The following is a 24,493-nucleotide window of genomic DNA, read 5'->3' on the forward strand; positions in this document are numbered from 1 at the left end:
TCACGCCTCCGCGCGTGGATTGATCGCCAGCGCCTGCGCAACGCATGCGGCGGGTTTCGCCTGAATCAGTTCGACGGCGAGGCCGTCCGGCAGACGCAACCAGTTGCGTCCCTGCGGCATTTCAGTGACGTCAAATGCTTGTGCGGCGGTGAGCGCGGCTTCGAGGTCCTCGCACATCACACCCAGATGCGCGAGCCGTCCTTCGGGGCCTTCGAATCGCGGATCGTGGATGAACTGCAGTCCGCCAAGCGTCCAGTACTGGCGCGGTTCGTCACGCGGGCCGTCTACCTCGCGCATGGTCATGCCGAGGACTTCCTCGAAGAAGCGAATGTGCCAGTGGATGTCTTTCACCCAGATTGCGACGTGCTCCACATAGGCTTTGGTGCTGCTCATGCCGTCGCTCCTTCTCGTTGCCGATCCGACATCGCACGTTCGATGCCCTTGATGCATGCAACGAGCGTCGAGTTGACAGGCGTCGGCACGCCGAGCCGCTCACCCCAGCGCACGACGGCTCCGTTGATGAAGTCGATTTCCGTGACCGAGCCCTTCTCCAGGCTCTGCAGCATCGAGGTCTTGAATGCAGGGGAGAGTCCTTCGGATGCGAGTGTCCAGGCCTGCTCCGCATCCTTCATGGACAATCTGACACCGGCTGCCTTTGCGGCGGCCATCGCTTCGGTGACGGCCGCCAGCGCGGTCGCCTTAAGAACGGGCTCTTCATAGAGTTGTCCGTACGTGAGATGCGTGATGCCCGTCAGCGCGCCCGTCGCGACGTTGATCAGCAACTTGTCCCACATCGTGCCGAGAATGTTGTCGCTGACTCTGGTCACGAGGCCCGACGAGTTGAACGCATCGGCGATCGCCTGCACGCGCCGTGTGAGCTGACCATCGAGTTCGCCGATGTAGGTGCGTTTGCCGCTTACGCCGCGCTGGATATGGCCCGGTGCGCGCAGTACGCCGCCGACATACGTCTTGCCCGCCAGCACGCGTTCACGTCCCACGATTTCAGCCAGTACGTCTTCGTGGCCGAGGCCGTTTTGCAGCGACAGCACGAGCGTGTCGGGTCCGATGAGATCCAGCGCGCCACGCATGGCCGAATCCGTGTGAAAGGACTTGACCAGCACGACGACGAGATCGACTGCTCCGACTTCTGCGGCCTGCGTCGCCGCGCGGACGTCGACGCGTCGCGAACCATCGGCATCGTCGACCTGCAGACCGTTGCGGCGCATCGCGTCGACGTGTGCCGGCGACCGGTCGATCAGCCATGTCTCGTGACCGCCTTCGGTCAGTGTCGAACCGATAGCGCAGCCCAGCGCACCGGCCCCCAGAATTGCGATCTTCATCGGCGTCTTGCAAAGTTGATGTGGTGACGCAACGATAGAAGTCGCCGCTCATCATGGCAATGCAATGGCTACAATGGCGTTATTGCGTAGCGTAATAGTGGGTAAATCGCCATGATCCCGACCGAACTGCCTGACCTGAAGCTCTTGCAGCTTTTCGACCTGCTATACGACGCACGGAGCGTCACGCGCGTGGCCGAACAGCTCGGACAAAGTCAGCCGACGATCAGCATCTGGCTAGGGCGGCTGCGCGAATTCCTGCAGGATCCGCTGTTTATCCGCACGCCCGGCGGCATGGCGCCGACGCCTCAGGCCGACGCGCTGATCGGACCGTGCCGCGAAATTCTCGAATCGCTGCGCCGCTTCGCTGCGTGGGAGATCGCGTTTGATCCCGCTACCGCGAAGCGCAGGTTTCGCATCTGCATGACGGACGCAAGTCACATCACGCTGCTTCCGCGGATGCTCGCGCACATCCGAGCGCAGGCGCCCGGCATCCGCCTGGAGGCCGCGACGATAGATGGAAACACTGAACGTGCGCTGGAATCCGGCGAGGCCGATCTTGCTATCGGCCATGTGCCGTGGCTAGGCGGCGGCATCTACCAGCAGCAGTTGTACACACAGGACTGGGTGTGTCTGGTGAATCGACATCATCCGCGCGTGCGCGCGCGGTTCGGCGTGAAGCAGTACCGCGCGGAAGGACATGTCGCGATTGCGGCAGGCACAGGCGCTCAACTGCTGGAGCAGGCGCTCTTGCGCGAACAGATTCAGCGGGACGTCGTGCTGGAACTGCCGGGGTTTCTCGGTCTCGGTGCGATCATCCAGACGACCGACCTGATTGCCACGCTGCCGCGACACATCGGCCAGACGCTTGCACAGGTAAGCGATCTCGCGATTCATCCGTGCCCCGTTCCCGTGGACGGGTTTGCGGTGCGGCAACACTGGCATGCGAGGTATCACCACGAAGCAGGTAATCGCTGGTTGCGTGAGACGATGGCGCAGCTATTTGGCAGCGCACGCTGAGCTTTCGCTTAAGACTTCCACACCGCGAACTCGCCGTGTGAACTGTTCATAGCCAGGCAGCACGCGCCCAAGCGTGCAATCGGCGAATCGAAACCACTTACAAACGGCCTCCAAGGTTCACGGAAACCCGACCTCCGTGCGATGACCGTACATATGCGTACGTTAATCGCGCAGGTTCTTACCGGATCTATCGCCGAATCACACCAATCCGACCTAATCTTTAGCCAGGCTCGGCGAGCAGTTTTTCTGGGCATTTCAACCCGCGACACATTGGCGAGCCCCGCTCGCAATCAATACCTTTGTTCGTCACAAACGATCAAATATATAGGAATGCGAAGTGAATGAATAAGTAAAGATTTTCCGAAAATTACGGCTTTTCGGAGAGCCGGTAAGAAGTTCGCATCGCCGCGTGATCGCTGTATGGAGCTTGAGAAGAAAGACCTGAAGGTAATCGACCTAAACCAGTAAAAGGACAGTCATCCCATGGAAACGTTCGTACGGTCTTTAAACGTAAATCGGTGCCTGCTACCAGCAGCAGTCGGTGTCGCTTCGGCATTTCTTTTCATGCCGGTTCAGGCGCACGCAAGCAACTGCGAAACATTGACGGGCGTGTCGTTGCCTGGGAATACCACCATCACGTCGGCTCAGACTTTGTCTGGGAATCTGACGATCAACGCGGTTGGCGCGACAGCTAATTCGACCGGTATGCCGCCGTTCTGCCGCATCGTCGGAGTCACCAGGCCCGGCCCTAACTCCAGCGTCAACTGGGAAGTATGGATGCCGGCGAGCGGCTGGAATGGTCGATATGTACAAATCGGCGGCGGTGCGATCGATGGTTCGGTGAACGTTTCTACTCTTGCTGCCCGGGTGCAACTGGGATATGCCGCGGCAGCGGATGATGGCGGCTCAACTGGCAAGTTCGCGGATTTCGTCAACAATTCTGATCGGCAACTCGACTTTGCCTACCGCGCCTATCCGGCCACGCACGATAACGCGATACCCCTGATCCGAACCTTCTACGGCGCGGGACCGCAGAAGTCCTATTTCACAGGATGTTCCGAAGGCGGACGCGAAGCCCTTTTGATGGCTCAACGCTATCCGACCTACTTCGACGGAATCCAGGCAGGCTCACCCGCGAAGTACCCGTCCCACATGTGGATTGGTAACAACATCTGGCTCGACCGGCTCTTCTCGAACCCGGCCAATGCTCTGTCGGTGCAACAGATCAACCTGATTCAAAACGCCTCGACAGCGGCGTGCGCGTCGCCGGCTACGGGAGTTGTTGCAGATCCCCGTCAATGCAAATGGGATGTCAGTTCCCTGCTGTGCACAGCAGGCAATACTCCCGAGACTGGCACGTGCCTGAGTGCGGCTCAGGTTGCCACCATGAAGCAGGTTCTGGGACGAAATGGGGGAGCGCACAACCCGCGAACCGGGAAGATGATATTCCCGGGGGTAAATCCATTTTCGGGGCTTACCGGCTTATTTCCCGGATCAAATGCCACCGATTCCCACATTCAATACATCGGCAGTCTCTTCTATAACAATCTGAATTGGCCTTGGCAGGACTACAACTTCGCTTCAGATCAGGCGAAGCTGGACGCGCTGCCGATGGCAAAGGCCATAGAGACAATCAACCCGGATTTGTCCGCCTTCGCGGCCCACGGTGGCAAGTTGCTCATGTGGGCGGGCTGGGAAGATCCACAGATCTTTGTCTGGGATACGGTCAACTTTTACGACTATATGGTCCGTCACAATGCGAATCCCGTAGACGGCGCGTTGATCGACCTCAATTACGACAATCCTGAATATCCCTATGGAAAAACGACGCCGTCTGAGTTCATAAACCCTGCACTGAAGCAACGTTTCGCAGCCGCCAGTCACGCGGCTTATGGTCGTGCCGTCGATGCGACGAGCAAGTTTGCCAAGCTGTACATGGCGTCGGGCGTGAATCACTGCGGCGGAGGGCCGGGCGCTCAGGATTTCATTGCGCAGGGCATGAACGGCTCGCTCACCCAGGCATTGATTAACTGGGTTGAAAAAGGCGAAGCTCCGGAAGCAATCCCGGTTTCCAAACGACAAAACGACACCGCGACGGGTGCCGTCAAGTTCAGTTCGCTTATGTGCCCTTATCCAAAGTCGCTGAACTACTCGGGCAGCGGTGATCCGTTAAGTTCCAGTAGCTATACCTGCCAGTAACGATTCAGCTTAGGCTCGAAGAGGTGGCGAAGGAAGACTTCGTCACCTCGACTGGATTCTGCAGGGCTGTGCCTGGAAGGACCGACAGTTCCAATACCGGCAATTCACCGCTCGTCTACTTTCCTGCATTCTTGAGCACATCGAGCGCGGCCGTACACGCGCCCTGCAACTGTTCCCGCATCAAGTCCTGCCCGTCTCCCGTGCGATTGACGATCCCGTCGCGAATCCGCACTGCCTGTTCGAACGATGCGCGCATCCGTCCGCCTCGCGCCATCGCAATGCGGCGCAGTCGACGCACCGGCCCGATCAGCGAGGCATGGTTCTGTTGCAATGTGCGGTTGTCGGCGATCGTCATCACGATCGTGTAAAAGCGGTCCAAGGCATCGACATATGCTCCCGCGTCATCCGCCTCGACGCTGGCGCGCATCGCGTCGATCACATCGTCTAGTTGCGCGGCACCGAGCGGCGTCATGCGCTCCGATGCGAGTTGCACCGCGAGACATTCGAGCGCGGCCCGCACCGTATAAATCTCCTCCACGTCGCGCAGCGTCACCGAACGCACGTAGGCGCCCACGCGCGGCAGGATCGTCACCAGCCCTTCGCGTTCGAGTTGCGCGAACGCCTCACGCATCGGTGTGCGGCTGACGTTCAGCTGCTTCGCCACCTGCACCTCGGACAACCGGCTACCCGGCGCGAGCACGCCTTCCACGATCGCCTCGCGTAACGCGGGCACGACGACGCCATCGCTCAGCGAATCGCCGGAGGAGTCCAGCGTGCGCAACTGCGCGTGATATCGCGTGGCGATCGATTCCAGACTCGGCGCCTGGCGCGTGTGCGCCGTCGTGGTTTTGGAAGAAGCAGATTTTGCGGCAGGCATTGACACCTCGGAATTCTGTGAATACGCTGTATACAGATTATACAACAGGAGACGACATGGATCGCAGTCCATTGCAGGCCCCCGTTCTGATCGAGCATACGGGCGACACGCTGACTTTCACGTTGAACCGCCCCGACGCCGGCAACGAAATATCGGGTGTGATGTTCGACGCGATGTCGGACGCGTTGCGCGCCGAGGCTGTGCAGCCGAAAGCGCGCGTGTTGCGCATCCGCGCGAATGGCGACGTGTTCTGCACGGGCCGCGAACGGGCGGGACGTGACGCCGTGTCGATCCGCGCTGAAGTCGCGCGGCTGATCGAACTCAAGCGGCTCGTACACAGCACGTCGTTGATCTCGATTGCGCAGGTGCACGGCGACGCGTTCGGCTTTGGCTTCGGGCTCGCGATCCTGTGTGACTTTACGCTCGTCGCGTCGTCGGCGCGGCTCGCGTTTCCGGAGATGCGCGCCGGCCTCCCGCCCGCCGCGATCATGGCTTACCTCGGCGGCTATGCATTGCCCAAGGCCGTGTTTCCGATGGTCCTGTTCGGCGACGTCATCGCGCCTGAAGCGGCTTTGCAGGCAGGGCTCATCACGCGCGTCTGCGAGCCCGCAGGCCTGCACGCCGAAGCGGACGCGCTTGCCGCGCGCATTCTTTCGATCGACGAAGCCGGTGCGAAACAGTGCAAGTCGTTCTTCCTTGCGGCACAGGAGGGCAGCGTCGAGCAGAACTTCCGCGCCGCGACCGACATGCTGACCGTGAATGCATTGCGACTGATGCAGGCCCGTTGAGCACCGTAACGTCGACAGGAGACAGACATGAACGTCAACGCAGGGCCCAGGCTCGACCGTTTGCCGATGTCGGGATTTCACCGGCGCATCATGTGGTTGATCGGCATTGGCATGTTTTTCGATGGTTTCGATATCTACGTTGCGTCGACGGTGCTCGGTGCGACGCTGAAATCCGGCTTCTCCACGCTTGGACAGAACGCGCTATTCGTGTCGCTGACTTTTCTCGGCATGATGCTCGGCTCGCTCGGCACGGGTTTTCTCGGCGACCGCTTCGGCCGGCGCTTCACCTATCAGGCGAATCTCGCCGTGTTCGGACTGGCGTCGCTCGGCGCGGCACTCGCGCCGAACATGAGCGTGCTGATTGCGTGCCGCTTCGTAATGGGACTCGGACTCGGCGCGGAGAACGTGGTCGGTTACTCGACGCTGACCGAGTTCGTGCCGCCGCAAAAACGCGGCAAGCTGCAAGGGCTGATGGCGGTCTTCGTGGTGTCGGGTCTGCCCGTCGCGGGGCTGATCGGACTGCTGCTGATTCCGTCGTTCGGCTGGCGCGCGATGTTCGTGCTCGGGGGCATCGGTGCGCTCGGCGTCTGGTATGCGCGCAAGTCGTTGCCCGAGTCGCCGCGCTGGCTCGATTCCGTCGGACGGCACGACGAGGCCGATGCGATTTTGCGCCGCATCGAAACCGAGGTGACGGCCGCGCGAGGCGGCGAGCCTCTGCCAGCTTTCGTTCCCGTGAAGACGGGCGCGGGCGCACCGCAAGCGCTGTCGTTCGGTTCGCTGTTCAGCGGCACGATGCTGCAACGGATGATCGTCGGTTGCGTGACGCTCATCGTGATCAACACGCTGCTGTATGGCTTCGTGACCTGGCTGCCGACGTTCTTCGTCCATCAGGGCTTCAGCATCGCGAAGTCGTTTGGCTTTGCGCTCGTGATGTCGCTCGGCGCGCCGATCGGTTCCGCAATCGGCGCGCTCACGGCCGATGCGTGGGGACGCAAGCCGACCATCATCGGCTCGTCGCTTGCTGCGATCCTGTTCGGTGCGATGTATCCGTTCATCACGAGCCCGGTGATTCTGCCCATCGTCGGTTTGCTGCTGACCATTCCCATCTACGTGCTGGTCGCGCTGCTCTTCGCCGTGTACGTGCCCGAACTCTTTCCGACTGAAGTGCGGCTGCGCGCGTCGGGCGTCTGCAACACGCTGGGACGCGGCGCAACCATCGTGACGCCTTTCATCGTGGTATCGCTTTTCGCGCAGTACGGCATCGTCGGCGTGCTCGCGATGATGATCGGTTTGCTCGCCGTGCAGATCGTCGTGGTCGCATGGCTGGGCGTCGAGCCGACGGGACAGCGCCTCGAAGACCTTCAGCCGCAAGACACGCATACGCGCGACGCGCTTCATGCCGACGCGCACGCTTCGCCTCTCAAATGATTCGACAGGAACCATGCAATGGATACAACCAACACGCAGCACTACGACGCACAGTTGTTGATCGACGGCGAATGGACGGACGCTGAGGAAGGCCGCACGCTCGACATTCTGAATCCAGCGACGGGTGAAGTGATCGGCGCACTCGCATCGGCTTCGGCGGGCGATGTGGATCGCGCGGTGCAGGCCGGACATCGCGCATTCGAAGGCGGCGCGTGGCGCGATATGTCGATCCAGCAACGCGCGCGCATTCTCAATCGTTTCGCCGATCTGTTCGAAGCGGATCTCGAACAGTTTTACAAGCTGGAAACGCTGAACAACGGCCGGCCGATTTCGGAAACGCGCGCGCAGATTTCACGGTTGCCGCACTTCTATCGCTACTTCGCGGCGCTCGCGCTGACACGACGCAGCGACGTGATTCCGATCGAAGGGCCGTACCTGTGCTACACGCAGCGCGTGCCGCTCGGCGTGGTTGCGCTGATGACGTCGTTCAATCATCCGTTGATGATTCTCTCGAAGAGCCTGGCGCCCGCGCTCGCGACGGGCAACAGCGTGGTCATCAAGGCATCGGAACAGACGCCGCTCACGACCGTGCGGCTCGTGAAGCTGCTGCAGGAAGCGGGCGTGCCCAAGGGCGTCGTCAACGTGGTGAACGGAGAAGGGCGCGAAGCGGGCGCGGCGCTCGCGCAGCATCCGCTGATTCGCAAAGTGGTATTCACGGGCGGCACGGAAGTCGGGCGCTCGATCGGCGAAGCGGCCGCGCGCAATTTTGCGCTGACCACATTGGAACTCGGCGGCAAAGGGGCGGTGATCCTGTTCGATGACTTCGATATCGAGCGCGCGGTGAACGGCGCGGCGTTCGCCGCGTTCATCGGCGCGGGACAGACCTGCGTGTGCGGCGCGCGCATCCTCGTGCAGAAGTCGATGTATGCAGCGTTTCTCGAACGTTTCCGCGCGAAGGCAGAGCGCATTCGCGTGGGCGATCCGACCGATGCAAGGACCCAGCTTGGGCCCGTGATTTCGGAGCGTTCGCGGCAGCGCATTCTCGCGATGCTCGAACGCGCGAAGGAGGCTGGTGCGAAAGTGCTGACAGGCGGACGCGTACCGCAAGCATTGACGTCGGGTTACTTCCTCGAGCCGACTGTGATCTATGACGCGAATCCGCAATCGGAGATCGGTCAGGATGAGGTGTTCGGGCCCGTGACGGTCGTGATGCCATTCGAAGACGAAGCCGATGCAATCCGTATCGCCAACGACACGCAGTTCGGCCTCGCCGCTTCCATCTGGACGCAGGACGTCGCGCGTGCGCATCGTGTCGCGAGCAAGCTGGAATTCGGCATGGTGTGGGTGAACGATCATCATCGTCTGGACCCGGCGTCGCCGTGGGGCGGATTCAAGAACAGCGGCGTCGGGCGCGAGACAGGCATTGAGTCATTCGACCAGTTCAGCGAACCGCGTGCGGTGACGATCAACACGACGGGCAAAACAGTCGACTGGTACGCGGACGATGGCGAACCCAAGCGACTGAACTAGGCAGCGAGGGCGTCGAAATTGAGCGGGTGGAGCATCGAGAGCGCGACGCTTCCTGCTGCCGCATGACAGCACACCGGATGGATGCGCGACGCTATAGGGCGTCGCCATACAACGGCAGAATTTTCGCCTCGAGCATCGACATGGCCTGGACCGCCAGCTGCGACAGCGTGTGCTTGCTGCTGGTCGCAATCGCAAGACGGCTGAAGAGCGTCGGCTCGGTGATTCGCATGACCTTGAAACGCCGCTTCAGTGCATCGCTTGTCGTTGCCTTCCGCGATAACACTGCATACCCGATGCCTTCGGTGACGAGGTCGAGAATCGACGTAACGGCATCGACCTCCAGTTCGATCCGCAAGCGCACGCCTTGCTCCGCCGCTGCGGATTCGACCATCCGCCTGATCGCATGCATGCGGCCGGGTATCACGAGCGGATAGCGCGCGATTTCCCGCAATGGGATCGCAGCAGACCTCGCGAGCGGTGCGTCGCCGTCTGCCGCGTCCAGATCGCCTGTATCCGGGCCGATCAGAAACAGTTCTTCCGTAAAGATGGTTCGCTTGTCGATCAACGGCGAATCGAACGTGTCGTACAGGACGGCGACGTCGATGCGGCCCATCATCAGCCATTCGATCAGATAGGTGGACAAGCCTTGCGCCACGGAAATCGTTGCGCCCGGAAACGTGGTCCGAAAGCTCCTGACAAGTTCGTGCGTCGCGACCGTCGCAAAGCTGGGCGTGATGCCGATGCCGAAATGCCCACCAGGCGCGCCATGCAAACCATCCAGGTCCTGCGAGGCTCGCTGCACCTGCTGAAGAATACCTTTCGCATGTGCGAGCATCCGCTGTCCGGCTGGCGTCGGTGCGACGCCGCGTCCATTGCGTTCGAGCAGCGTATGACGCAACTCGACTTCCAGTTGCCGCACCAGCCGGCTCAACGCGGGCTGATTGGTGTCCAGCGTGATCGCCGCGCGTGTAAAGCTGCCGAGTTCGGCGACGTGAACAAATGCCTCGAGCTGCTTGAGTTCCATGGGACGTATGTGAAATTCACATATCAGCTAGTTCGGTATGGCAATTGTAGGCGTGGCGAGGGGCCGTCACAATCCGCTCACTCAATCGAAATCCGCGCTGCACGCGGATCACGCACAAAGAGACGATCTTCGATGAAATCCTGTTTGCCCCCCGATCCTCATCCCGCTCAACCGTCCCATGCATTGCCGGCCGGCGCCTGTGATGCGCATTGCCACGTATTCGGCCCGGCGGGCATTTTTCCGTACGCGCCGGATCGCAGCTACACGCCACCCGACGCGCCGTTCGAGCGTCTCGTCGCATTGCATGATTTTCTTGGCGCGAGCCGTGGGGTGATCGTGCAGGCAAGCTGCCACGGCACCGACAATACGGCGATGCTCGATGCCATCGCGCGCGGCAATGGCCGCTACCGCGGCATCGCAATCGTCGACGGCAACGTGACCGATGAAGCGCTTGCACATTTGAACGCGCATGGCGTGCGCGGCGTGCGTTTCAATTTCGTCGCGCACCTGGGCGGCGCGCCCGATCTCGACGTGTTCGACGCCGTGCTGGAACGAATCGAGCGGCTGGGCTGGCACGTCGTGCTGCATCTGGATGCGCAGGACATCCTGCATTACGCGGAGAGAATCGCGCGTATCAGGGTGCCGTTTGTGATCGACCATATGGGACGTGTGCGTGCCGAAGCAGGACTTGACCAGCAGCCGTTCAGACAACTGCTCGAACTGATGCGCAATCCGCTTGCATGGGTCAAGGTCTGCGGCGCGGAGCGCGTCTCGGCGGGCAAGCGGCCTTTCGACGACGCGATCCCGTTCGCACGCACGCTGATCGAGGCTGCGCCCGATCGCGTGCTATGGGGCACCGACTGGCCGCATCCGAACATCAGCAAGGACATGCCGAACGATGGCGAGCTGGTCGATCTGCTGTTCCGTTTCTGTCCGGACGCGGCGCTGCGAGAGAAGCTGCTCGTCACGAATCCCGCGCGCCTGTACGGATTCTGAAGCACCCGTCCCCACACTTTGCGTGAACTGCCACATCCGATGGCAGACGACGGAGCGGGACGATGGTCGCCGCTTCGCTAACAATCCCCGGTCAGGAGACACCATGATCCAGATGCTTTTCTACGCCGTCCATCGAGGAGGGACGTCATGAGTAATGGCGCCGTCATGACGTCGCGTCCGCGTGAAGTGAAGAAGCCTTTCTACCGCGCACTGTATTTCCAGGTGTTCATCGCCATTTTTCTCGGCGTGCTGCTGGGCCATTTCGCGCCGTCGCTCGCGGTAAAGATGAAGCCGCTCGGCGATGCGTTTATCAAGCTGATCAAGATGGTGATCGGGCCGATCATCTTTTGTACTGTCGTCGCGGGCATCGCTGGCATGGGCGACATGAAGAAAGTAGGTCGTGTGGGCGGCAAGGCGCTGCTGTACTTCGAGGTGGTGTCGACGCTGTCGCTCGTGGTGGGACTTGTCGCGGGGCATCTGTTTCATCCCGGCAGCGGCTTCAATCTGGACCCGGCGAAGATCGACACCAGCGCGTTGACTGGCTACACCGCCGCCGCGCATCAGCAGAACACGGTCGAGTTCCTGATGCACGTCATTCCCGACACGATTACGGGCGCATTTACCTCCGGCAATGTGTTGCAGATTCTTTTGGTCTCGGTGCTGTTCGGCGCGGCGCTCGCGGCGGCCGGCGAACGGGCGCGGCCGCTCGTCGCCATGATCGACGGCTTGACGCATACGTTCTTCGGCATCGTGCACATCATCATGAAGGTCGCGGCGATCGGCGCATTCGGTGCGATTGCCTTCACGATCGGCACATACGGGATCGGTGCGGTACTGCCGTTGCTGAAACTGATCGGCGCCTTCTACCTGACGCTCTTTGTGTTCGTGCTGGTCGTGCTTGGGATGATTTCGCGGCTCCTTGGTTTCAGCATCCTGCGCTTCATGAGCTATATCCGTGAGGAAATTCTCATCGTGCTCGGCACGAGTTCGTCGGAAGCCGCGTTGCCGCAGATGCTCGAAAAACTCGAACGCCTCGGCTGCTCGAAATCGGTCGTGGGTCTCGTCATTCCAGCCGGCTATTCGTTCAATCTCGACGGGACGAACATCTATCTGACGATGGCCGTGCTGTTCATCGCGCAGGCATTTAATGTCGAACTCAGCCTGACACAGCAACTGACGCTGGTCGGCGTGGCGATGCTGACATCGAAGGGCGCCAGCGGCGTTGCCGGCGCGGCATTCGTGATGCTCACCTCAACGTTGCTGGTGTTTCCGCTGATTCCGGTGTCGGGTATGGTGCTGATCCTCGGCATTCATCGCTTCATGGGCACCGGGCTCGCAATCGTCAATACGATCGGCAATGGCGTCGCGACGCTGGTCGTGTCCGCGTGGGAAGACGAGCTCGATCGTTCGAGACTGAACACGGAAATGCTGCGCCGTCGCTCGCAATGAGCGCCTCGCTACACAACGCCGATGAGAGATGTTGCTTCGGTGGCCGCGCTCATTCATCCGTTCCCTACGCTGACGAGCCGATGGGTGAATTCGCCCGTCCAGCGCTTGACGGTCCCCGTGTCGATATCGAACAGATCGAGTACGCGTCCTAGCGTGTGATCGATCATCGATTCGAGGCTGTCGGGCCGCGCGTAAAACGCAGGCACGGGCGGATAAATGATTGCGCCGGCTTCCGTGACCGACGTCATGTTGCGTAGATGTCCGAGATGCAGCGGCGTTTCGCGCGCCATCAGAACGACCCGCTTGCGCTCCTTCAGCATCACGTCCGCGGCGCGCGACAACAACGTTCCCGTATTGCCCGTCGCGATCTCCGCAAGGGTTTTCATCGAGCAGGGCGCGACGATCATGCCATCCACACGGAACGAACCGCTCGAAATCGCCGCGCCGATGTCGGCATTCGGATAGTGCTCGTGCGCGAGCGCCTGCACATCTGCCGCGCGTAAATCTGTTTCATACGCGAGCGTCATCTGCGCGGAGCGGCTCATGACGAGATGCGATTCGACGTTCAGCTCGCGCAACATTTCCAGCAGCCGCACGCCATAGATGACGCCCGAGGCGCCGCTGATTCCCACCACGATACGTTTGCGTCGTTCCATGTCCATCGTCTCTCGTCGAACCCAAGGCTACGTGAAGGTTGCATGACGCAGACGTGGCCCTTCAAACGAAATCTGTTCATGCGTGGCATGAAGTCTTTTCATCGTTCGACAGCCGCGTGTGGCGTGCGAGGCCAGGCCATGGCGCAGATGAAATCCTTTCATGGCGAACATGAGAAATCACCGTTTGCGAGGGTGTGCGTTCTGGCTCAGTCTGCCCTCACAGTCCCGCATGTCATGCCGCGCGACTCGACGGGCAACGTCCACCGAACGGCAGCATCTGTCTGCCGCCGTGCTGCCCGGACACGTCACATCGTTGCGACGTTGCCCGATTCACACCGATGCAATCCGACAGGCGAATCCGTGAGGCTGGCCGGTTTGCAATGCATTCCCCTTGATCATTCACCGGACAACCATGAAAAATTTCCCTTCATTCCAGACACATTTGCAGGCCTTGGAGGAAAAAGGCCTCGTCGTCCACGTCCATCGCGAGATCAACAAGGACACCGAGCTTCATCCCCTCGTGCGCTGGCAATTGCGCGGCGGCATCCCCGAATCGGATCGCAAGGCGTTCGTATTCCATAACGTCGTCGACAGCAAAGGGCGCCGTTACGAGCTTCCCGTCGTCGTCGGCGCGCTGTCGATCAACCGGGAGGTGTACTCGATCGGCATGGGCGTGCCCGTCGACGACATCGGCAAGAAGTGGCAGCACGCGAAGGGCAATCCGATCGCCCCGGTCGTGGTCGACGAAGCGCCGTGCCAGGAAGTGTGCTTCATCGGCGACGATCTCGATGTCGATGGACAGGGACTCGAACATCTGCCGATTCCCATCTCCACGCCGGGTTTCGACAACGCGCCGTACACGACGTGTTCGCAGTACATCTCGGTCGATCCGGAAAACGGCATCCAGAACATGGGCACGTATCGCGGACAGATCAAGGGCAAGCGCCGGGTCGGCTGCAATCCGTCGATCGAAATGGGACAGGGCATCTACCAGCACTGGCTCAAGTACAAGGCGATGGGCAAACCGATGCCCGCCGCACTCGTGATCGGCGGCCATCCTGCCGTGTCGTTCTGTTCGGTGCAGAAGCTGCCTATCGACGTGGACGAACTTGGCGTCGCGGGCGCGATCCTCGGCGAGCCGTTGCGCGTCGTGAAGTGCAGGACAAACGATCTGCTCGTGCCCGCCGACGCGGAAATCGTGATCGAAGGCTTCGTGCCGACGGATACGCTCGAACCGGAAGGTCCGTTCGGCGAATCGCACGGTCACGTGAACCTGCAGGAATTCAACCCGTATATGAACGTGACGGCGATCACGCGCCGCAAGAATGCTCACCTCGTGTCGATCATCAGTCAGGTCACGCCGAGCGAAAGCTCGCTGGTCAAGAAGGTGGCATTCGAGCCGCTGTTCCTCGATCACCTGAGGAACTCGCTGCGTATCGCAAGCGTGGAGAAGGTCGTGATGCACGAGCCGCTCACGAATCTGCGCAAGCTCGTGATCGTCGTGTTCAGCGAGAAGGCAACCGAAACGGAGATCTGGCGTGCACTGATGGGCGCCGCATCGCTGCAGCCCGCCGTCGGCAAGCTCGTGGTCGCTGTCAGCAACGACATCAACCCGGAGAACAGCGACGCGATCTTCTGGTCGATGAGCTACCGGATGAATGCGATCAAGGACGTGCAGATCCTGCATGGCCGCGACACGGGCCACGGGCCGCGCACGTCGGGTGCGCAGCGCGGCGACGACGCGGTGGATGGCGTGATCCTGATGAACGCGACGCGCAAGGAAAAGCTGCCGCCGCTGTCGTTGCCGACGAAGCCCTACATGGAGAACGCGAAGGCGATCTGGGAGGAACTCGGCTTGCCCGCGCTGCGTCCCGAGTGGCCGTGGTACGGCGTCTCGATGGGCGACTGGGACGAACGCAACGAAGCGATGGCGCAACGCGCGGTGAAGAGCGAGTACTTCAAGACGGGTGAAGAGCAGACGCGTCAGCGCGTCGGTCCGGAATGGATCAACAAGGACTCGGACTGGTACTTCGCAGAAAAGAAGGACCTGTAAGCGGCCAGCGAAAGCGGCCACACCACAGCAGCAAGAGAGCGTCTCGCGCGATGGTTCACGGGTTGCCGTCAGAAAACGGCAGAACGCTGGACGGCGGTTCGCGCGGGACGCGCTCGCACATCCACGGTGGGCGGCGCGCAATGCGTCACGTCCCGCCACATGAATACAAAGACATTTGATGGAGGAGATATGCACGAAAAAGGAGGAGCAGTTTCCATCGCGCGCGCGAGAGGTCTCAAGCGTTCGCTGACAGCGTTGACCTTGCTAGGTCTGTCGGGCGGCGCCGTTCACGCGCAGAGCAGCGTCACGTTGTACGGCTCGCTCGACGGCGGGTTGCGCAACCTGGTGAACGGAACCAAAGCAGGCGGCGCGGCGCTGTCGATGGCGTCGAACGGTGTCTATAACTCGAACCGCTGGGGCTTCGAAGGCAAGGAAGACATCGGCGGCGGTTACTACGTGCGCTTCAATCTCGAAGCGGGTTACGTGTTGTCGACGGGGGCGAACAACAACACCAACAACCAGCTGTTCCAGCGCACGTCGACGGTGGGATTCGGCGGTCCGTTCGGCCAGATCGACATGGGTCATCAGTTCACGCTGCAGCACTTTCTGGTCAAGGACTTCGAGCCGTTCGACTTCCATTACCTGAGCATCACGGAGTCGACCGCGATCTCGGGCGGCACCACGGGGCGCGACGACAACGACATCAACTATCGCGGCATTTTTGGACCATGGGTGATCCGCGGCGAGTACGCGCTGGGCGGCGTGCCGGGCAGCGCCTCGCACGGCTCGACGCTCGCGGGCGGTCTCAACTATCGCACGCAGCTGATCAAGCTGGGCGCAGGCTACACGCACAAATCCAATCCGCTCTCCGCGACGTCGAACCAGTACTTCGGCAACGATCAGTACACGGCAGGCGGCGCCGTGACAGTGGGGCCCGTCGACGTGATGGCCGGTTATTCGCTCGACTTGCAGGACGTGCCCGCCAGCGTGCACAGCATGACGCGCAATCAGTACCTGTGGGGCGGCGTGCGGTATCAGATGACGCCGTTCTTCAACGTGACGGCCGCGTATTACGACAACAAGAACAAGACGAACGGCGTGGATGGCCGCAAGGATGTCGCGATACTCGGGATCAGTTATCTGCTGTCGAAACGGACCGAACTCTATGCGGATATCGACTACACGCATTTCACGGGCGTGTACGTGACGAACGCGACGCTCAATCCGTCGCAGCATGAGAAGCAGACGGGCGTATCGTTCGGTATCAACCACTGGTTCTAGTCGTGCGAAGGCGCGTCGGAGCGGTTCGTTCCGCTCTTCGACGCGCCTTTTTTGTTTGTGCAGGGATCAAGCGATCTCAGTGATCGTCCAGCGATCCTTGAGCATTGAAGTGGGCACGAATCGTTTTCGTGTAGTGCAGAAAGGCCGGCGTCGCCATGACTTCCAGCGGCCTCGGACGAGGCAGATCGATATCGTAGATCGCCGCAATCGATCCGGGCCGCTCCGACATCACCAGCACTCTGTCCGACAGAAACACGGCTTCCGGAATGCTGTGCGTGATCAGGAGCACCGTCTTCTTCGATTCGAGCCAGATGCGCTGCAATTCCATGTTCATGCTTTCGCGCGTCATTGCATCGAGCGCGCCGAACGGCTCGTCCATCAACAGCACCGACGGATCATGCAACAGCGCCCGGCAGATCGACACCCGCTGCTGCATGCCGCCCGAAAGCTGCCACGGATACTTCTCCTCGAACCCGGTGAGTCCCGCCATGCCGATCAGCTTCATCGCCTTCTCGCGCGCTTCCCGCTTCGGCATGCGGCGCATCTCGGCTTGCAGAAGAATGTTGTCGAGCACATTGCGCCACGCGAGCAGCACCGCACTCTGAAACACGATGCCCACGTTCTTCTGCGGCCCGCGAATCGGCTGTCCCGACAGTGTCATCGTGCCGCCCGAAATCTCTTCGAGTCCCGCGACCATCTTCAGCAGCGTGCTCTTGCCGCATCCGGACGGTCCCACGATCGACACGAACTCCTGCTCGCGGATGTCGAAATCGAGCGGCCTGAGCGCCTGCATCATGCCCTGCGCGCTGCGGTAACTCTTGGTCACGCCGCGCAACGCGATCAGCGGTTTCGATGGCGCAGGTGCGGGCGACCGGTAGTGCTTTTCGTCAAGCTTCAGTACGGTGGTCATAGCGATGCCGGATTCAGATGAACGGATGGAGAAGGGCGCGCGATGTCAAGGGCGCGGCTCAGGGCACGAATGCGCTCGTGTAGTACTTCGCGGGCACATTCGCTGCTGGATCTAGCTTGCTGTATTGCACGATCGCGGCGACGGAATCGTCGATGTTCTTCGTGCTGACGTGGAAGATCGGCGCCTGCTCGGTTTCAGGCGTGCGATAGAACGGAATCGTCGCCTTGAGCGTGCGTATCATCGTGTCGCGCGAGCCGGCGGCGGGCAGCGTCTTCAGCAGCGCATCGACGGCGGCGGCGGGATCCTTCTCGCTGTCGTTCACGGCCTTCGCGGTGGCGCGCATGAAGCGTTTGAGCAGATCGGCGTTGTCCTTGATCATGTCGTCGCGCGCGATGATGCTGAGCGTCGCGACGTTGACCTTGTAGTCGGCGAACAGGATCGCGCGCGCGGGCTTCTTCGTGGCCTGCTCGACGGAGATCAGCGGAATGGTCGCGAAGCCGACGAGCAGGTCGGCCTGGCCGGTGATGACGGCGTTGATGGTCGTCTGCGGATTGCCCGTGATGGTCTTGAAGTCCGAATCCTTGAGTCCGACCTTGTTCATGAACATCGTCCAGAGTTGCGACGACGCATCGCCGGGCGCGACGGCCACGGTTTTGCCCTTGATGTCCTGCGGGGTCTTGATGTTCTTCTCCGCAAGACCGACCACGGAGGTCGGGTTCTCCTGCATCAGCACGCCGATTGCCTTGACGGGCGCGCCCATCGCGGCGACTTTCACCATCGTGCTGAAATCGGCGTAGCCGATATCGACGTTATGCGTGGCGACAGCCTGCACGGTCGGTCCCGAACCGTGTCCTTCCATCAGCTTCAGGTCGATGCCCTCGGCGTCGTAATAGCCTTTCACCTTGCCGAGATAGAACGGCGCCACGGCACCGTTGACGGTGTAGTTGAGCATCATCGTCAGCGAATCTTTCGCGTAGCTCGCCGTGCTGCTACAGCAGCAGATGGCGGCGATACTCAATGCGCTCGCCATGCGCGATAACCTTCTGGACTTCATGTCGTCTCCTGCCTGGTTTTAATGAGTAATCACGTGGGGATCATCACGCTCGTCCGAGTGCGCGTGCACGATGCGACGCATGCCATGGAATCGCGACGCGCTCCAGCATGTCGATCACGACGAATAGCAGCGCGCCGATGACGGACAGCACGACGAGCGCGGAGAAGATCAGCGGCTGATCGAAGTTGCCGTTGGCGCGCTGCAGGACGAAGCCGAGCCCCGAGTTCGCACCGACGAATTCGCCGACCACGGCGCCCACCACGGCGAGCGTGATCGACACTTTCATGCTGGAGAAAATCGACGGCAGCGCATGCGGCAAGCTGATCTTGAAGAACGTCTTCACAGGCGAACTGCCCATCGACTTCGCCAGATCGATCAGGTCTTTCTCGACCGACTTGAAGCCCATCACCGTCGACACGACGACGGGAAAGAAGCCGAGCAGAAACGCAACCAGCACGCGCGGGAAGAGCCCGAAGCCGAACCAGACCACGAAGAGCGGTGCGATCGCGACCTTCGGAATGCTCTGCGAGAACACGACGAGCGGGTACAGATAGCTTTCGATCAGCGGCGACGCGGCCACCAGCATCGCGATCGGCACACCGATCAGCACCGACAGCGCGAAGCCGCCGAGCGTCGCGTAGAGCGTCGGCAGCGACTCCTGCAGCAGCATCGGCCATTGCACGGCGATCTGACGCATGATCGCTTCAGGCGTCGGCACGAGGTAGGGCGGAATCCTGAAGATGCGGATCACGAGATCCCACGCGACGAGTATCGCCACGATCAGCAGCAGCGGACGGATCCACTGTGAGTTCAGCACTTTCCTGGTGAAGTTCACGGCATTCGACCTTTCTGGTTGAGAGGCTGGAAACGGACCGCGGATTTGGCGAGGGGCCTCGCATGTCGCGGCAACGCGTGCAAGCGGGAAACAAGAAGCGAGAAACAAGAACGAGAAGCAGGAAGCGGCGGCGCAGGCAAGCGCGGCGCACAGGCATGGACCGGCACGCTCTGGCAGCAAGATTGAAGGCGAGCCATGCGACGGGCAAACGCTAATTGTTCATGCCGCACATGAGAGAAATTCATCCGCTGTTGCGTGTGACGCTTGCTTCAGGATCGACTCGCGCGATGTAGAACGCCCGTTCGCAGGCAATGAATACTTTTCATGCGTCGCATGAAAGATCGTCGTTTGCTGGGTCAACGGCGAGCCAGCAATATCCGTCTGCGGGCTCGGAGAGCCGAGAACCCCTTCCCGACAGCATTCGATCGCACCCTAGCCAGCGGAGCACGCAATGAATCAACCGAGCAGTCCCGATGTCGTTTCGTCCCACGTCACCGTACGGGACGGCACGCGCATCGGCTACAACCTCTACGGCGGAAAAGAGAACACGGTGCGCGTCGTCCTCGTGCATTCGCTCGCGATGGACCGTCACTTCTGGACGCCCGTCGTCGAGCGGCTGATGCCGCGCGCGGCCGTTCTTGCCATGGACGCGCGCGGTCACGGCGCCTCCGATAAGCCAGCCGGTCCCTACACGGTGTCGCTCTTCGCGCAGGACGTGTACGACGTGATCCGCGCGACGGACTTTCGCAATGTACTGATCGCGGGCGCATCGATGGGCGGCTGCGTGGCGCTCGAGTTCGCCGCAACCTGTCCCGACGCGATCGCCGCCGGTCTGATCGATACGACCGCGTGGTACGGCGAGACCGCGCCGCAAGACTGGAACGTGCGCGCAGAGAAAGCGGAAGCGGGCGGCCTCGCGCCGCTGGTCGAATTCCAGACGACGCGCTGGTTCAGCGATGCGTTCCGCGCCGAACGTCCCGACGTCGTGCAGCGTTGCGTCGATACGTTCCTGCGCAACGAAGTCGCTGCATTCGCGGCGACGGGGCGCATGCTCGGTGCGTTCGATGGGCGTTCACTGATGCGCGACGTGAAGGTGCCGACGTGCGTGATCGTCGGTGAAGAAGACTATGCGGCGACGCCCGCGATGGCGCGTGCGCTGCACGCGGGCATCGCCGCTTCGACGTTCGTCGAGATCCCGCAAGCGCGTCATCTTACGCCGCTGGAGACCCCGGAAATCGTGGCCCGCGAACTGCATGCGCTGCTCGATCGCGCGGGTTGCGCGCGCTAGGTCCATTCAGAAACAAGGAGTGCATCAGATGATTCCGTTTGAGCTCGCCAGGCCCAGGTCGCTCAAGGAGGCGATCGCGCTGCTCGATCCGGAAGATCCGGATATTCGCCCGATGGGCGGCGGCACGGCCGTGATGTTGATGATGAAGGCGGGCGTGCTGCGGCCGACGCGTCTCGTCAGCCTGCGCGATGTCGAGCCGCAGTATGCGCAGGTTCGCGTCGGCGCGAACGGCGAGTTGTGCATCGGCGGTCTCGCGCGTCTTGCGACGCTCGAACATTCGCCGCTCGTGAAGGAAGGCTGGCCGCTGCTGTCGCGCACGTTGCGCACGCTGTCGAATGTGCGCGTGCGCAATGTCGCGACGATCGGCGGCAACCTCGCTCATGCCGATCCGCACATGGATATGCCGCCCGTGCTCACGTCGCTCGGTGCACGCGTGACGATCGCGGGCCCGAATGGCGAGCGCACCGTGCCCGTCGAAGAACTTTGCACGGGCTATTACGAAACGGTGCTGGCGCGCGACGAACTGATCTCCGAAGTGATCGTGCCGCCGCAGGCTGGCCGTCCTGCCGCCTACATGAAGGTCACGACGCGCGCAGCGCACGACTGGCCCGCACTCGGCGTCGCCGTCGTGCTGGACATGAAGGGGCCGCAGATCGGCAGCGCGAGCGTGATTGTCGGTGCGGCCACGGATCGTCCGACGCGCCTCACGCAGGCCGAAGCGCTGTTGCGCGGCGCGTCGCCCGACGATGCCGCGCTGCTGCGCGATGCGGGCGAAGCCGGTGCGGCGCAGCTCGATATCGTCGGCGACCCTCACGGCTCGGCGAGCTACAAGAAACAACTGCTGAAGGTCTATCTGGGCCGCGCGGTGCGTACGGCGATCGCTGCCGCCGAGGGACGCGCGGTTTCATCCGAGGGTCATGCCTGATGAAAATCGAAACGACGCTGGAAGAACAGCCGGCACAAAAACAGGTTGGCCGTGCATTGAACCGTCTGGAAGCGCGCTCGAAGGTGACGGGCCGCGCGGAGTACATTCACAATCTCGTGCTGCCGCGCATGCTGTACGGCAAGATATTTCGCAGCACGGTGGCGCACGGCAGGATCGTCGGCATCGACACGAGCGCCGCGCGCGAACTGGAAGGCGTGTTCGCCGTTTATACGGGCGAAGATGTGAAGCGCGTGATTCCCGAGCCGTATTTCGGCCCGGCCTTTCACGACCAGCCGATTCTGGCGCTGGACAAAGTGCGTTATATCGGCGAGCCCGTGGCCGTCGTGCTCGCCGCCGATCCGCACGTCGCCGAAGAAGCGACGCATCTGATCATGGCCGACTACGAAGAACTGCCCGCCGTGTTCAACGAGGTCGAAGCCGCGCAGTCGGACATTCTTGTGCACGACTTCCTGCGGCCTGCGGGCACCTTTCCCGATCTCAAGCATCTGGCGGGACGCAAGGGCACCAATGTCGCGCTCGATTTCCAGTTGCGGCGCGGCGATGTTGACGCCGCTTTCGCAAGCGCCGCGCACGTGTTCGAAGATACGTTCACGACGCAGCAGGTCATGCACACGCCGCTCGAACCGATGGTGTCGCTCGCGGAACCCGATCTCGGCTCGGGCACGCTGACGGTGCACACCGCGTCGCAGAGTCCGTCGTTCGTGCGCATCGAGATTGCGCGCCTGCTCGGCTGGGACGAAAACCGCGTGCGTGTGAAGTCGGCGCTGCTCGGCGGCGGGTTCGGCGCGAAGCTGTACATCAAGCTCGAAGCGCTCGTGGTCGCGCTGGCGCTGCTGTCGCGGCGCGCGGTGAAAGTGTCGCTGACGATGGAAGAGCAGTTCTTCACCATCACCAAGCACGCCACCACCTTCCGCATGAAGACGGCGGTGAACGAAGAAGGCCGCATTACCGCGCGCAAATGTCAGGTGTGGTGGAACGGCGGCGCCTATGCGGATATCGGGCCACGCGTCACGCAGAAGTCGGGCTTCACCGCGTCGGGTCCGTACGATATCGAGAACGTGTGGATCGATTCGTATCAGGTGTACACGAATCTGCCGCCCGCCGGCGCGTTTCGCGGCTTCGGCATTCCGCAGATGGTGTGGGCGTACGAGAGCCACGCGGACATGATTTCCCGCGCACTGCGCATCGATCCGCTCGAATTCCGCCGCCGCAATATTTTGCGCGAAGGCCGTCCGCACGCAACGGGCACGCCAATGCACGACGCCGCGATCGACCTCGTGCTGGAGCGCGTCGCGCAGCGGATCAACTGGACCGCGCCATTCGAACGCGGTACGGGCACGCTGCGGCGCGGACGCGGCATCGGCATCGGCTTCAAGGCGCTGGTCGCGCCGACCACGTCCGTCGCGATGGTGAACATCGCGGGCGACGGCAGCTGCACGGTGTATTCGAGCACGGTCGACATGGGCCAGGCCTCAGAAACGGCGATCGCGCTGATGGCGGGCGATGTGCTCGGCATTCCCGCCGAGCGCATCAAGGTGATGCGCCCCGACACGGACGTGACGCCGTACGATATGGCGACGCTCGGCTCGCGCTCCACATTTCACATGGGCCACGCGGTGCGTCTCGCCGCCGAAGACGCGAACCGCAAGCTGCGCGAACTCGCCGACGAGCTGGGCGTTGCGCCCGTGCCCGCGATCCGCGCGGGCGAACTGCTGCGCCGCAAGTACGGGATGCAGGCGGGCAATATCGTCGGCATCGGCAGTTTCATTCCTGGCTACAAGTCACCGGAGCACGAGACAGGGCAGTCGGAGAACATCACGCCGAACTGGATGGTGGGCGGCTGCGGCGTCGAAGTCGAAGTGGACACGGAAACGGGTCACTTCAGGCTGCTGCGTTTCGAAAACGTCGTGGATTGCGGCACGCCGATCAATCCGAAGGTCGTCGATACGCAGATTTCCGGCGCGGCCATCATGCAGCTCGGCATCACGTTGTTCGAGCGCATGGAGTTCGATGAAGTCGGACAATTGCGCAACGCGTCGTTTGCCGAGTACAAGATTCCGGGCATTCACGACATTCCGTCCGCGATCGGCCGCGAAACGGTCGATTCCGTGCAGCACAACGGACCGTTCGGCGCGAAGGGCGTCGGCGAAAGCGCGACCTTCGGTGTCGCGTCGGCGATTGCCGATGCCATCGAAGATGCCGTCGGCGTGCGTCTCAAGTCGCTGCCGTTGACGCCCGAGAGTGTTTTCCGGGCACTGTGCGCCGCGCGCAACGAACCGTTATCCGAGGAATAGACCATGAGCACCACGTCCATCACGATTCATTTCACGCTGAACGGCGAACCCGTGAGCGCCGTCATCGAGCCGCATCATACGATTCTGGAAGTGCTGCGCCAGCAGTTCGCGCTGTACGGCGCGCGCGAAAGCTGCGGACAGGGCCTGTGCGGCTGCTGCACGGTAATCGTCAACGGCGAGAGCGTGTCGGGCTGCCTGTACCTCGCGGCGATGGCCGACGGCGGCGAAGTCACCACGGTCGAGCATCTCGACGCGAGCGGCGAACTCGATGTCGTGCAGCGGGCCTTTATCGAATGCGGCGCGTTTCAGTGCGGCTTCTGCACATCGGGTTTCATCCTGATGAGCCGCCAGTTGCTCGACCGCAACCCCGATCCGACGGAAGCCGAGATCCGGCATTTTCTGTCGGGTAACCTGTGCCGTTGCGCGGCGTACCCGGAGATCATCGAGGCCGTGAAGCTCGCGGCACAGATGCGCCGCGCCGAGGGCGCCGTGCCCGCGTAAAATTTCGGGCGGCACGCGCGCCTCAAG

Annotated in this window: 21 protein-coding genes; 13 read left to right on the top strand and 8 right to left on the bottom strand. The window is 61.8% G+C overall.

What is annotated here, in order from left to right; all coding sequences use genetic code 11:
• Positions 1-393 carry a VOC family protein gene (locus QEN71_RS19475; protein WP_201650470.1) on the bottom strand — a complete coding sequence of 131 codons (393 nt, stop codon included), beginning with the start codon at positions 391-393 and terminating at the stop codon, positions 1-3.
• Positions 390-1,340, bottom strand: a complete 951-nt coding sequence (locus QEN71_RS19480) for a ketopantoate reductase family protein (protein WP_201650469.1) — start codon at positions 1,338-1,340, stop codon at positions 390-392. Before QEN71_RS19480 ends, QEN71_RS19475 begins: the two co-directional genes overlap by 4 nt.
• Positions 1,341-1,451: 111 nt before the next feature.
• On the opposite strand from QEN71_RS19480, the gene QEN71_RS19485 reads away from it, so the two are divergent.
• Both QEN71_RS19485 and QEN71_RS19490 read left to right on the top strand, forming a co-directional pair.
• Positions 1,452-2,357 (top strand): LysR family transcriptional regulator, encoded by a 906-nt coding sequence (locus tag QEN71_RS19485; protein WP_201650468.1) that lies wholly within the window; start codon positions 1,452-1,454, stop codon positions 2,355-2,357.
• Positions 2,358-2,840: 483 nt separating this feature from the next.
• Positions 2,841-4,556: a tannase/feruloyl esterase family alpha/beta hydrolase gene (locus QEN71_RS19490; protein ID WP_201650467.1), complete on the top strand. Its 1,716-nt coding sequence runs from the start codon at positions 2,841-2,843 to the stop codon at positions 4,554-4,556.
• A gap of 115 nt (positions 4,557-4,671) precedes the next feature.
• Here QEN71_RS19490 and QEN71_RS19495 read toward each other — a convergent pair whose 3' ends face one another.
• Positions 4,672-5,433, bottom strand: coding sequence for a GntR family transcriptional regulator (locus tag QEN71_RS19495; RefSeq protein ID WP_201650466.1), 762 nt, complete (start codon positions 5,431-5,433; stop codon positions 4,672-4,674).
• Between the two features lie 56 nt (positions 5,434-5,489).
• On the opposite strand from QEN71_RS19495, the gene QEN71_RS19500 reads away from it, so the two are divergent.
• From QEN71_RS19500 to QEN71_RS19510, 3 genes are read left to right on the top strand one after another with little or no spacing between them, the layout of a single operon-like run.
• Positions 5,490-6,221, top strand: a complete 732-nt coding sequence (locus QEN71_RS19500) for an enoyl-CoA hydratase/isomerase family protein (protein WP_201650465.1) — start codon at positions 5,490-5,492, stop codon at positions 6,219-6,221.
• Between the two features lie 27 nt (positions 6,222-6,248).
• Positions 6,249-7,649 carry an MFS transporter gene (locus QEN71_RS19505; RefSeq protein ID WP_201650464.1) on the top strand — a complete coding sequence of 467 codons (1,401 nt, stop codon included), beginning with the start codon at positions 6,249-6,251 and terminating at the stop codon, positions 7,647-7,649.
• Positions 7,650-7,667: 18 nt separating this feature from the next.
• Complete coding sequence (locus QEN71_RS19510) at positions 7,668-9,179, top strand: aldehyde dehydrogenase (RefSeq protein ID WP_201650463.1); 1,512 nt, start codon at positions 7,668-7,670, stop codon at positions 9,177-9,179.
• A 91-nt stretch (positions 9,180-9,270) separates the two neighbouring features.
• On the opposite strand, the gene QEN71_RS19515 is transcribed toward QEN71_RS19510, so the two are convergent.
• Positions 9,271-10,203, bottom strand: a complete 933-nt coding sequence (locus tag QEN71_RS19515; protein WP_201650462.1) for a LysR family transcriptional regulator — start codon at positions 10,201-10,203, stop codon at positions 9,271-9,273.
• Between the two features lie 132 nt (positions 10,204-10,335).
• Here QEN71_RS19515 and QEN71_RS19520 point away from each other — a divergent pair, with 132 nt between their 5' ends.
• Both QEN71_RS19520 and QEN71_RS19525 read left to right on the top strand, forming a co-directional pair.
• Entirely contained in the window at positions 10,336-11,199 is an 864-nt protein-coding gene (locus QEN71_RS19520) for an amidohydrolase family protein (RefSeq protein ID WP_201650461.1), read from the top strand.
• A 186-nt stretch (positions 11,200-11,385) separates the two neighbouring features.
• Complete coding sequence (locus QEN71_RS19525; RefSeq protein ID WP_201650591.1) at positions 11,386-12,648, top strand: dicarboxylate/amino acid:cation symporter; 1,263 nt, start codon at positions 11,386-11,388, stop codon at positions 12,646-12,648.
• Between the two features lie 53 nt (positions 12,649-12,701).
• On the opposite strand, the gene QEN71_RS19530 is transcribed toward QEN71_RS19525, so the two are convergent.
• Entirely contained in the window at positions 12,702-13,304 is a 603-nt protein-coding gene (locus QEN71_RS19530; RefSeq protein ID WP_201650460.1) for a UbiX family flavin prenyltransferase, read from the bottom strand.
• A 412-nt stretch (positions 13,305-13,716) separates the two neighbouring features.
• Between QEN71_RS19530 and QEN71_RS19535 the strand changes: the two genes are divergently transcribed.
• Positions 13,717-15,357, top strand: a complete 1,641-nt coding sequence (locus tag QEN71_RS19535; RefSeq protein ID WP_201650459.1) for a UbiD family decarboxylase — start codon at positions 13,717-13,719, stop codon at positions 15,355-15,357.
• A gap of 189 nt (positions 15,358-15,546) precedes the next feature.
• Positions 15,547-16,638 carry a porin gene (locus QEN71_RS19540; RefSeq protein WP_201650458.1) on the top strand — a complete coding sequence of 364 codons (1,092 nt, stop codon included), beginning with the start codon at positions 15,547-15,549 and terminating at the stop codon, positions 16,636-16,638.
• Positions 16,639-16,714: 76 nt separating this feature from the next.
• On the opposite strand, the gene QEN71_RS19545 is transcribed toward QEN71_RS19540, so the two are convergent.
• From QEN71_RS19545 to QEN71_RS19555, 3 genes are read right to left on the bottom strand one after another with little or no spacing between them, the layout of a single operon-like run.
• A complete protein-coding gene (locus tag QEN71_RS19545) occupies positions 16,715-17,548 on the bottom strand; it encodes an ABC transporter ATP-binding protein (protein WP_201650457.1) in 834 nt (277 codons plus the stop codon).
• A gap of 58 nt (positions 17,549-17,606) precedes the next feature.
• Positions 17,607-18,602: an ABC transporter substrate-binding protein gene (locus QEN71_RS19550; protein WP_201650456.1), complete on the bottom strand. Its 996-nt coding sequence runs from the start codon at positions 18,600-18,602 to the stop codon at positions 17,607-17,609.
• A gap of 43 nt (positions 18,603-18,645) precedes the next feature.
• Complete coding sequence (locus QEN71_RS19555; RefSeq protein ID WP_201650455.1) at positions 18,646-19,437, bottom strand: ABC transporter permease; 792 nt, start codon at positions 19,435-19,437, stop codon at positions 18,646-18,648.
• A gap of 451 nt (positions 19,438-19,888) precedes the next feature.
• On the opposite strand from QEN71_RS19555, the gene QEN71_RS19560 reads away from it, so the two are divergent.
• The 4 genes from QEN71_RS19560 to QEN71_RS19575 are packed head-to-tail and all read left to right on the top strand — an operon-like array spanning position 19,889 to position 24,466.
• Complete coding sequence (locus tag QEN71_RS19560; RefSeq protein ID WP_201650454.1) at positions 19,889-20,725, top strand: alpha/beta fold hydrolase; 837 nt, start codon at positions 19,889-19,891, stop codon at positions 20,723-20,725.
• Between the two features lie 28 nt (positions 20,726-20,753).
• Positions 20,754-21,650 (top strand): FAD binding domain-containing protein, encoded by an 897-nt coding sequence (locus tag QEN71_RS19565; protein ID WP_201650453.1) that lies wholly within the window; start codon positions 20,754-20,756, stop codon positions 21,648-21,650.
• Positions 21,650-23,965 (top strand): xanthine dehydrogenase family protein molybdopterin-binding subunit, encoded by a 2,316-nt coding sequence (locus QEN71_RS19570; RefSeq protein ID WP_201650452.1) that lies wholly within the window; start codon positions 21,650-21,652, stop codon positions 23,963-23,965. The genes QEN71_RS19565 and QEN71_RS19570 overlap by 1 nt, the downstream gene beginning before the upstream one ends.
• Positions 23,966-23,968: 3 nt before the next feature.
• Complete coding sequence (locus QEN71_RS19575; RefSeq protein ID WP_201650451.1) at positions 23,969-24,466, top strand: (2Fe-2S)-binding protein; 498 nt, start codon at positions 23,969-23,971, stop codon at positions 24,464-24,466.
• Positions 24,467-24,493 lie beyond the last annotated feature (27 nt).

This window comes from Paraburkholderia sabiae (assembly GCF_030412785.1).
In the GTDB taxonomy this organism is placed as follows: Bacteria; Pseudomonadota; Gammaproteobacteria; order Burkholderiales; family Burkholderiaceae; genus Paraburkholderia; species Paraburkholderia sabiae.

Bases quoted from the DNA above. Each gene is read 5' to 3' on its own strand.
- QEN71_RS19475 (WP_201650470.1), bottom strand. From the start codon at position 393: ATGAGCAGCACCAAAGCCTATGTGGAGCACGTCGCAATCTGGGTGAAA.
- QEN71_RS19480 (WP_201650469.1), bottom strand. From the start codon at position 1,340: ATGAAGATCGCAATTCTGGGGGCCGGTGCGCTGGGCTGCGCTATCGGT.
- QEN71_RS19485 (WP_201650468.1), top strand. From the start codon at position 1,452: ATGATCCCGACCGAACTGCCTGACCTGAAGCTCTTGCAGCTTTTCGAC.
- QEN71_RS19490 (WP_201650467.1), top strand. From the start codon at position 2,841: ATGGAAACGTTCGTACGGTCTTTAAACGTAAATCGGTGCCTGCTACCA.
- QEN71_RS19495 (WP_201650466.1), bottom strand. From the start codon at position 5,433: ATGCCTGCCGCAAAATCTGCTTCTTCCAAAACCACGACGGCGCACACG.
- QEN71_RS19500 (WP_201650465.1), top strand. From the start codon at position 5,490: ATGGATCGCAGTCCATTGCAGGCCCCCGTTCTGATCGAGCATACGGGC.
- QEN71_RS19505 (WP_201650464.1), top strand. From the start codon at position 6,249: ATGAACGTCAACGCAGGGCCCAGGCTCGACCGTTTGCCGATGTCGGGA.
- QEN71_RS19510 (WP_201650463.1), top strand. From the start codon at position 7,668: ATGGATACAACCAACACGCAGCACTACGACGCACAGTTGTTGATCGAC.
- QEN71_RS19515 (WP_201650462.1), bottom strand. From the start codon at position 10,203: ATGGAACTCAAGCAGCTCGAGGCATTTGTTCACGTCGCCGAACTCGGC.
- QEN71_RS19520 (WP_201650461.1), top strand. From the start codon at position 10,336: ATGAAATCCTGTTTGCCCCCCGATCCTCATCCCGCTCAACCGTCCCAT.
- QEN71_RS19530 (WP_201650460.1), bottom strand. From the start codon at position 13,304: ATGGAACGACGCAAACGTATCGTGGTGGGAATCAGCGGCGCCTCGGGC.
- QEN71_RS19535 (WP_201650459.1), top strand. From the start codon at position 13,717: ATGAAAAATTTCCCTTCATTCCAGACACATTTGCAGGCCTTGGAGGAA.
- QEN71_RS19540 (WP_201650458.1), top strand. From the start codon at position 15,547: ATGCACGAAAAAGGAGGAGCAGTTTCCATCGCGCGCGCGAGAGGTCTC.
- QEN71_RS19545 (WP_201650457.1), bottom strand. From the start codon at position 17,548: ATGACCACCGTACTGAAGCTTGACGAAAAGCACTACCGGTCGCCCGCA.
- QEN71_RS19550 (WP_201650456.1), bottom strand. From the start codon at position 18,602: ATGAAGTCCAGAAGGTTATCGCGCATGGCGAGCGCATTGAGTATCGCC.
- QEN71_RS19560 (WP_201650454.1), top strand. From the start codon at position 19,889: ATGAATCAACCGAGCAGTCCCGATGTCGTTTCGTCCCACGTCACCGTA.
- QEN71_RS19565 (WP_201650453.1), top strand. From the start codon at position 20,754: ATGATTCCGTTTGAGCTCGCCAGGCCCAGGTCGCTCAAGGAGGCGATC.
- QEN71_RS19570 (WP_201650452.1), top strand. From the start codon at position 21,650: ATGAAAATCGAAACGACGCTGGAAGAACAGCCGGCACAAAAACAGGTT.
- QEN71_RS19575 (WP_201650451.1), top strand. From the start codon at position 23,969: ATGAGCACCACGTCCATCACGATTCATTTCACGCTGAACGGCGAACCC.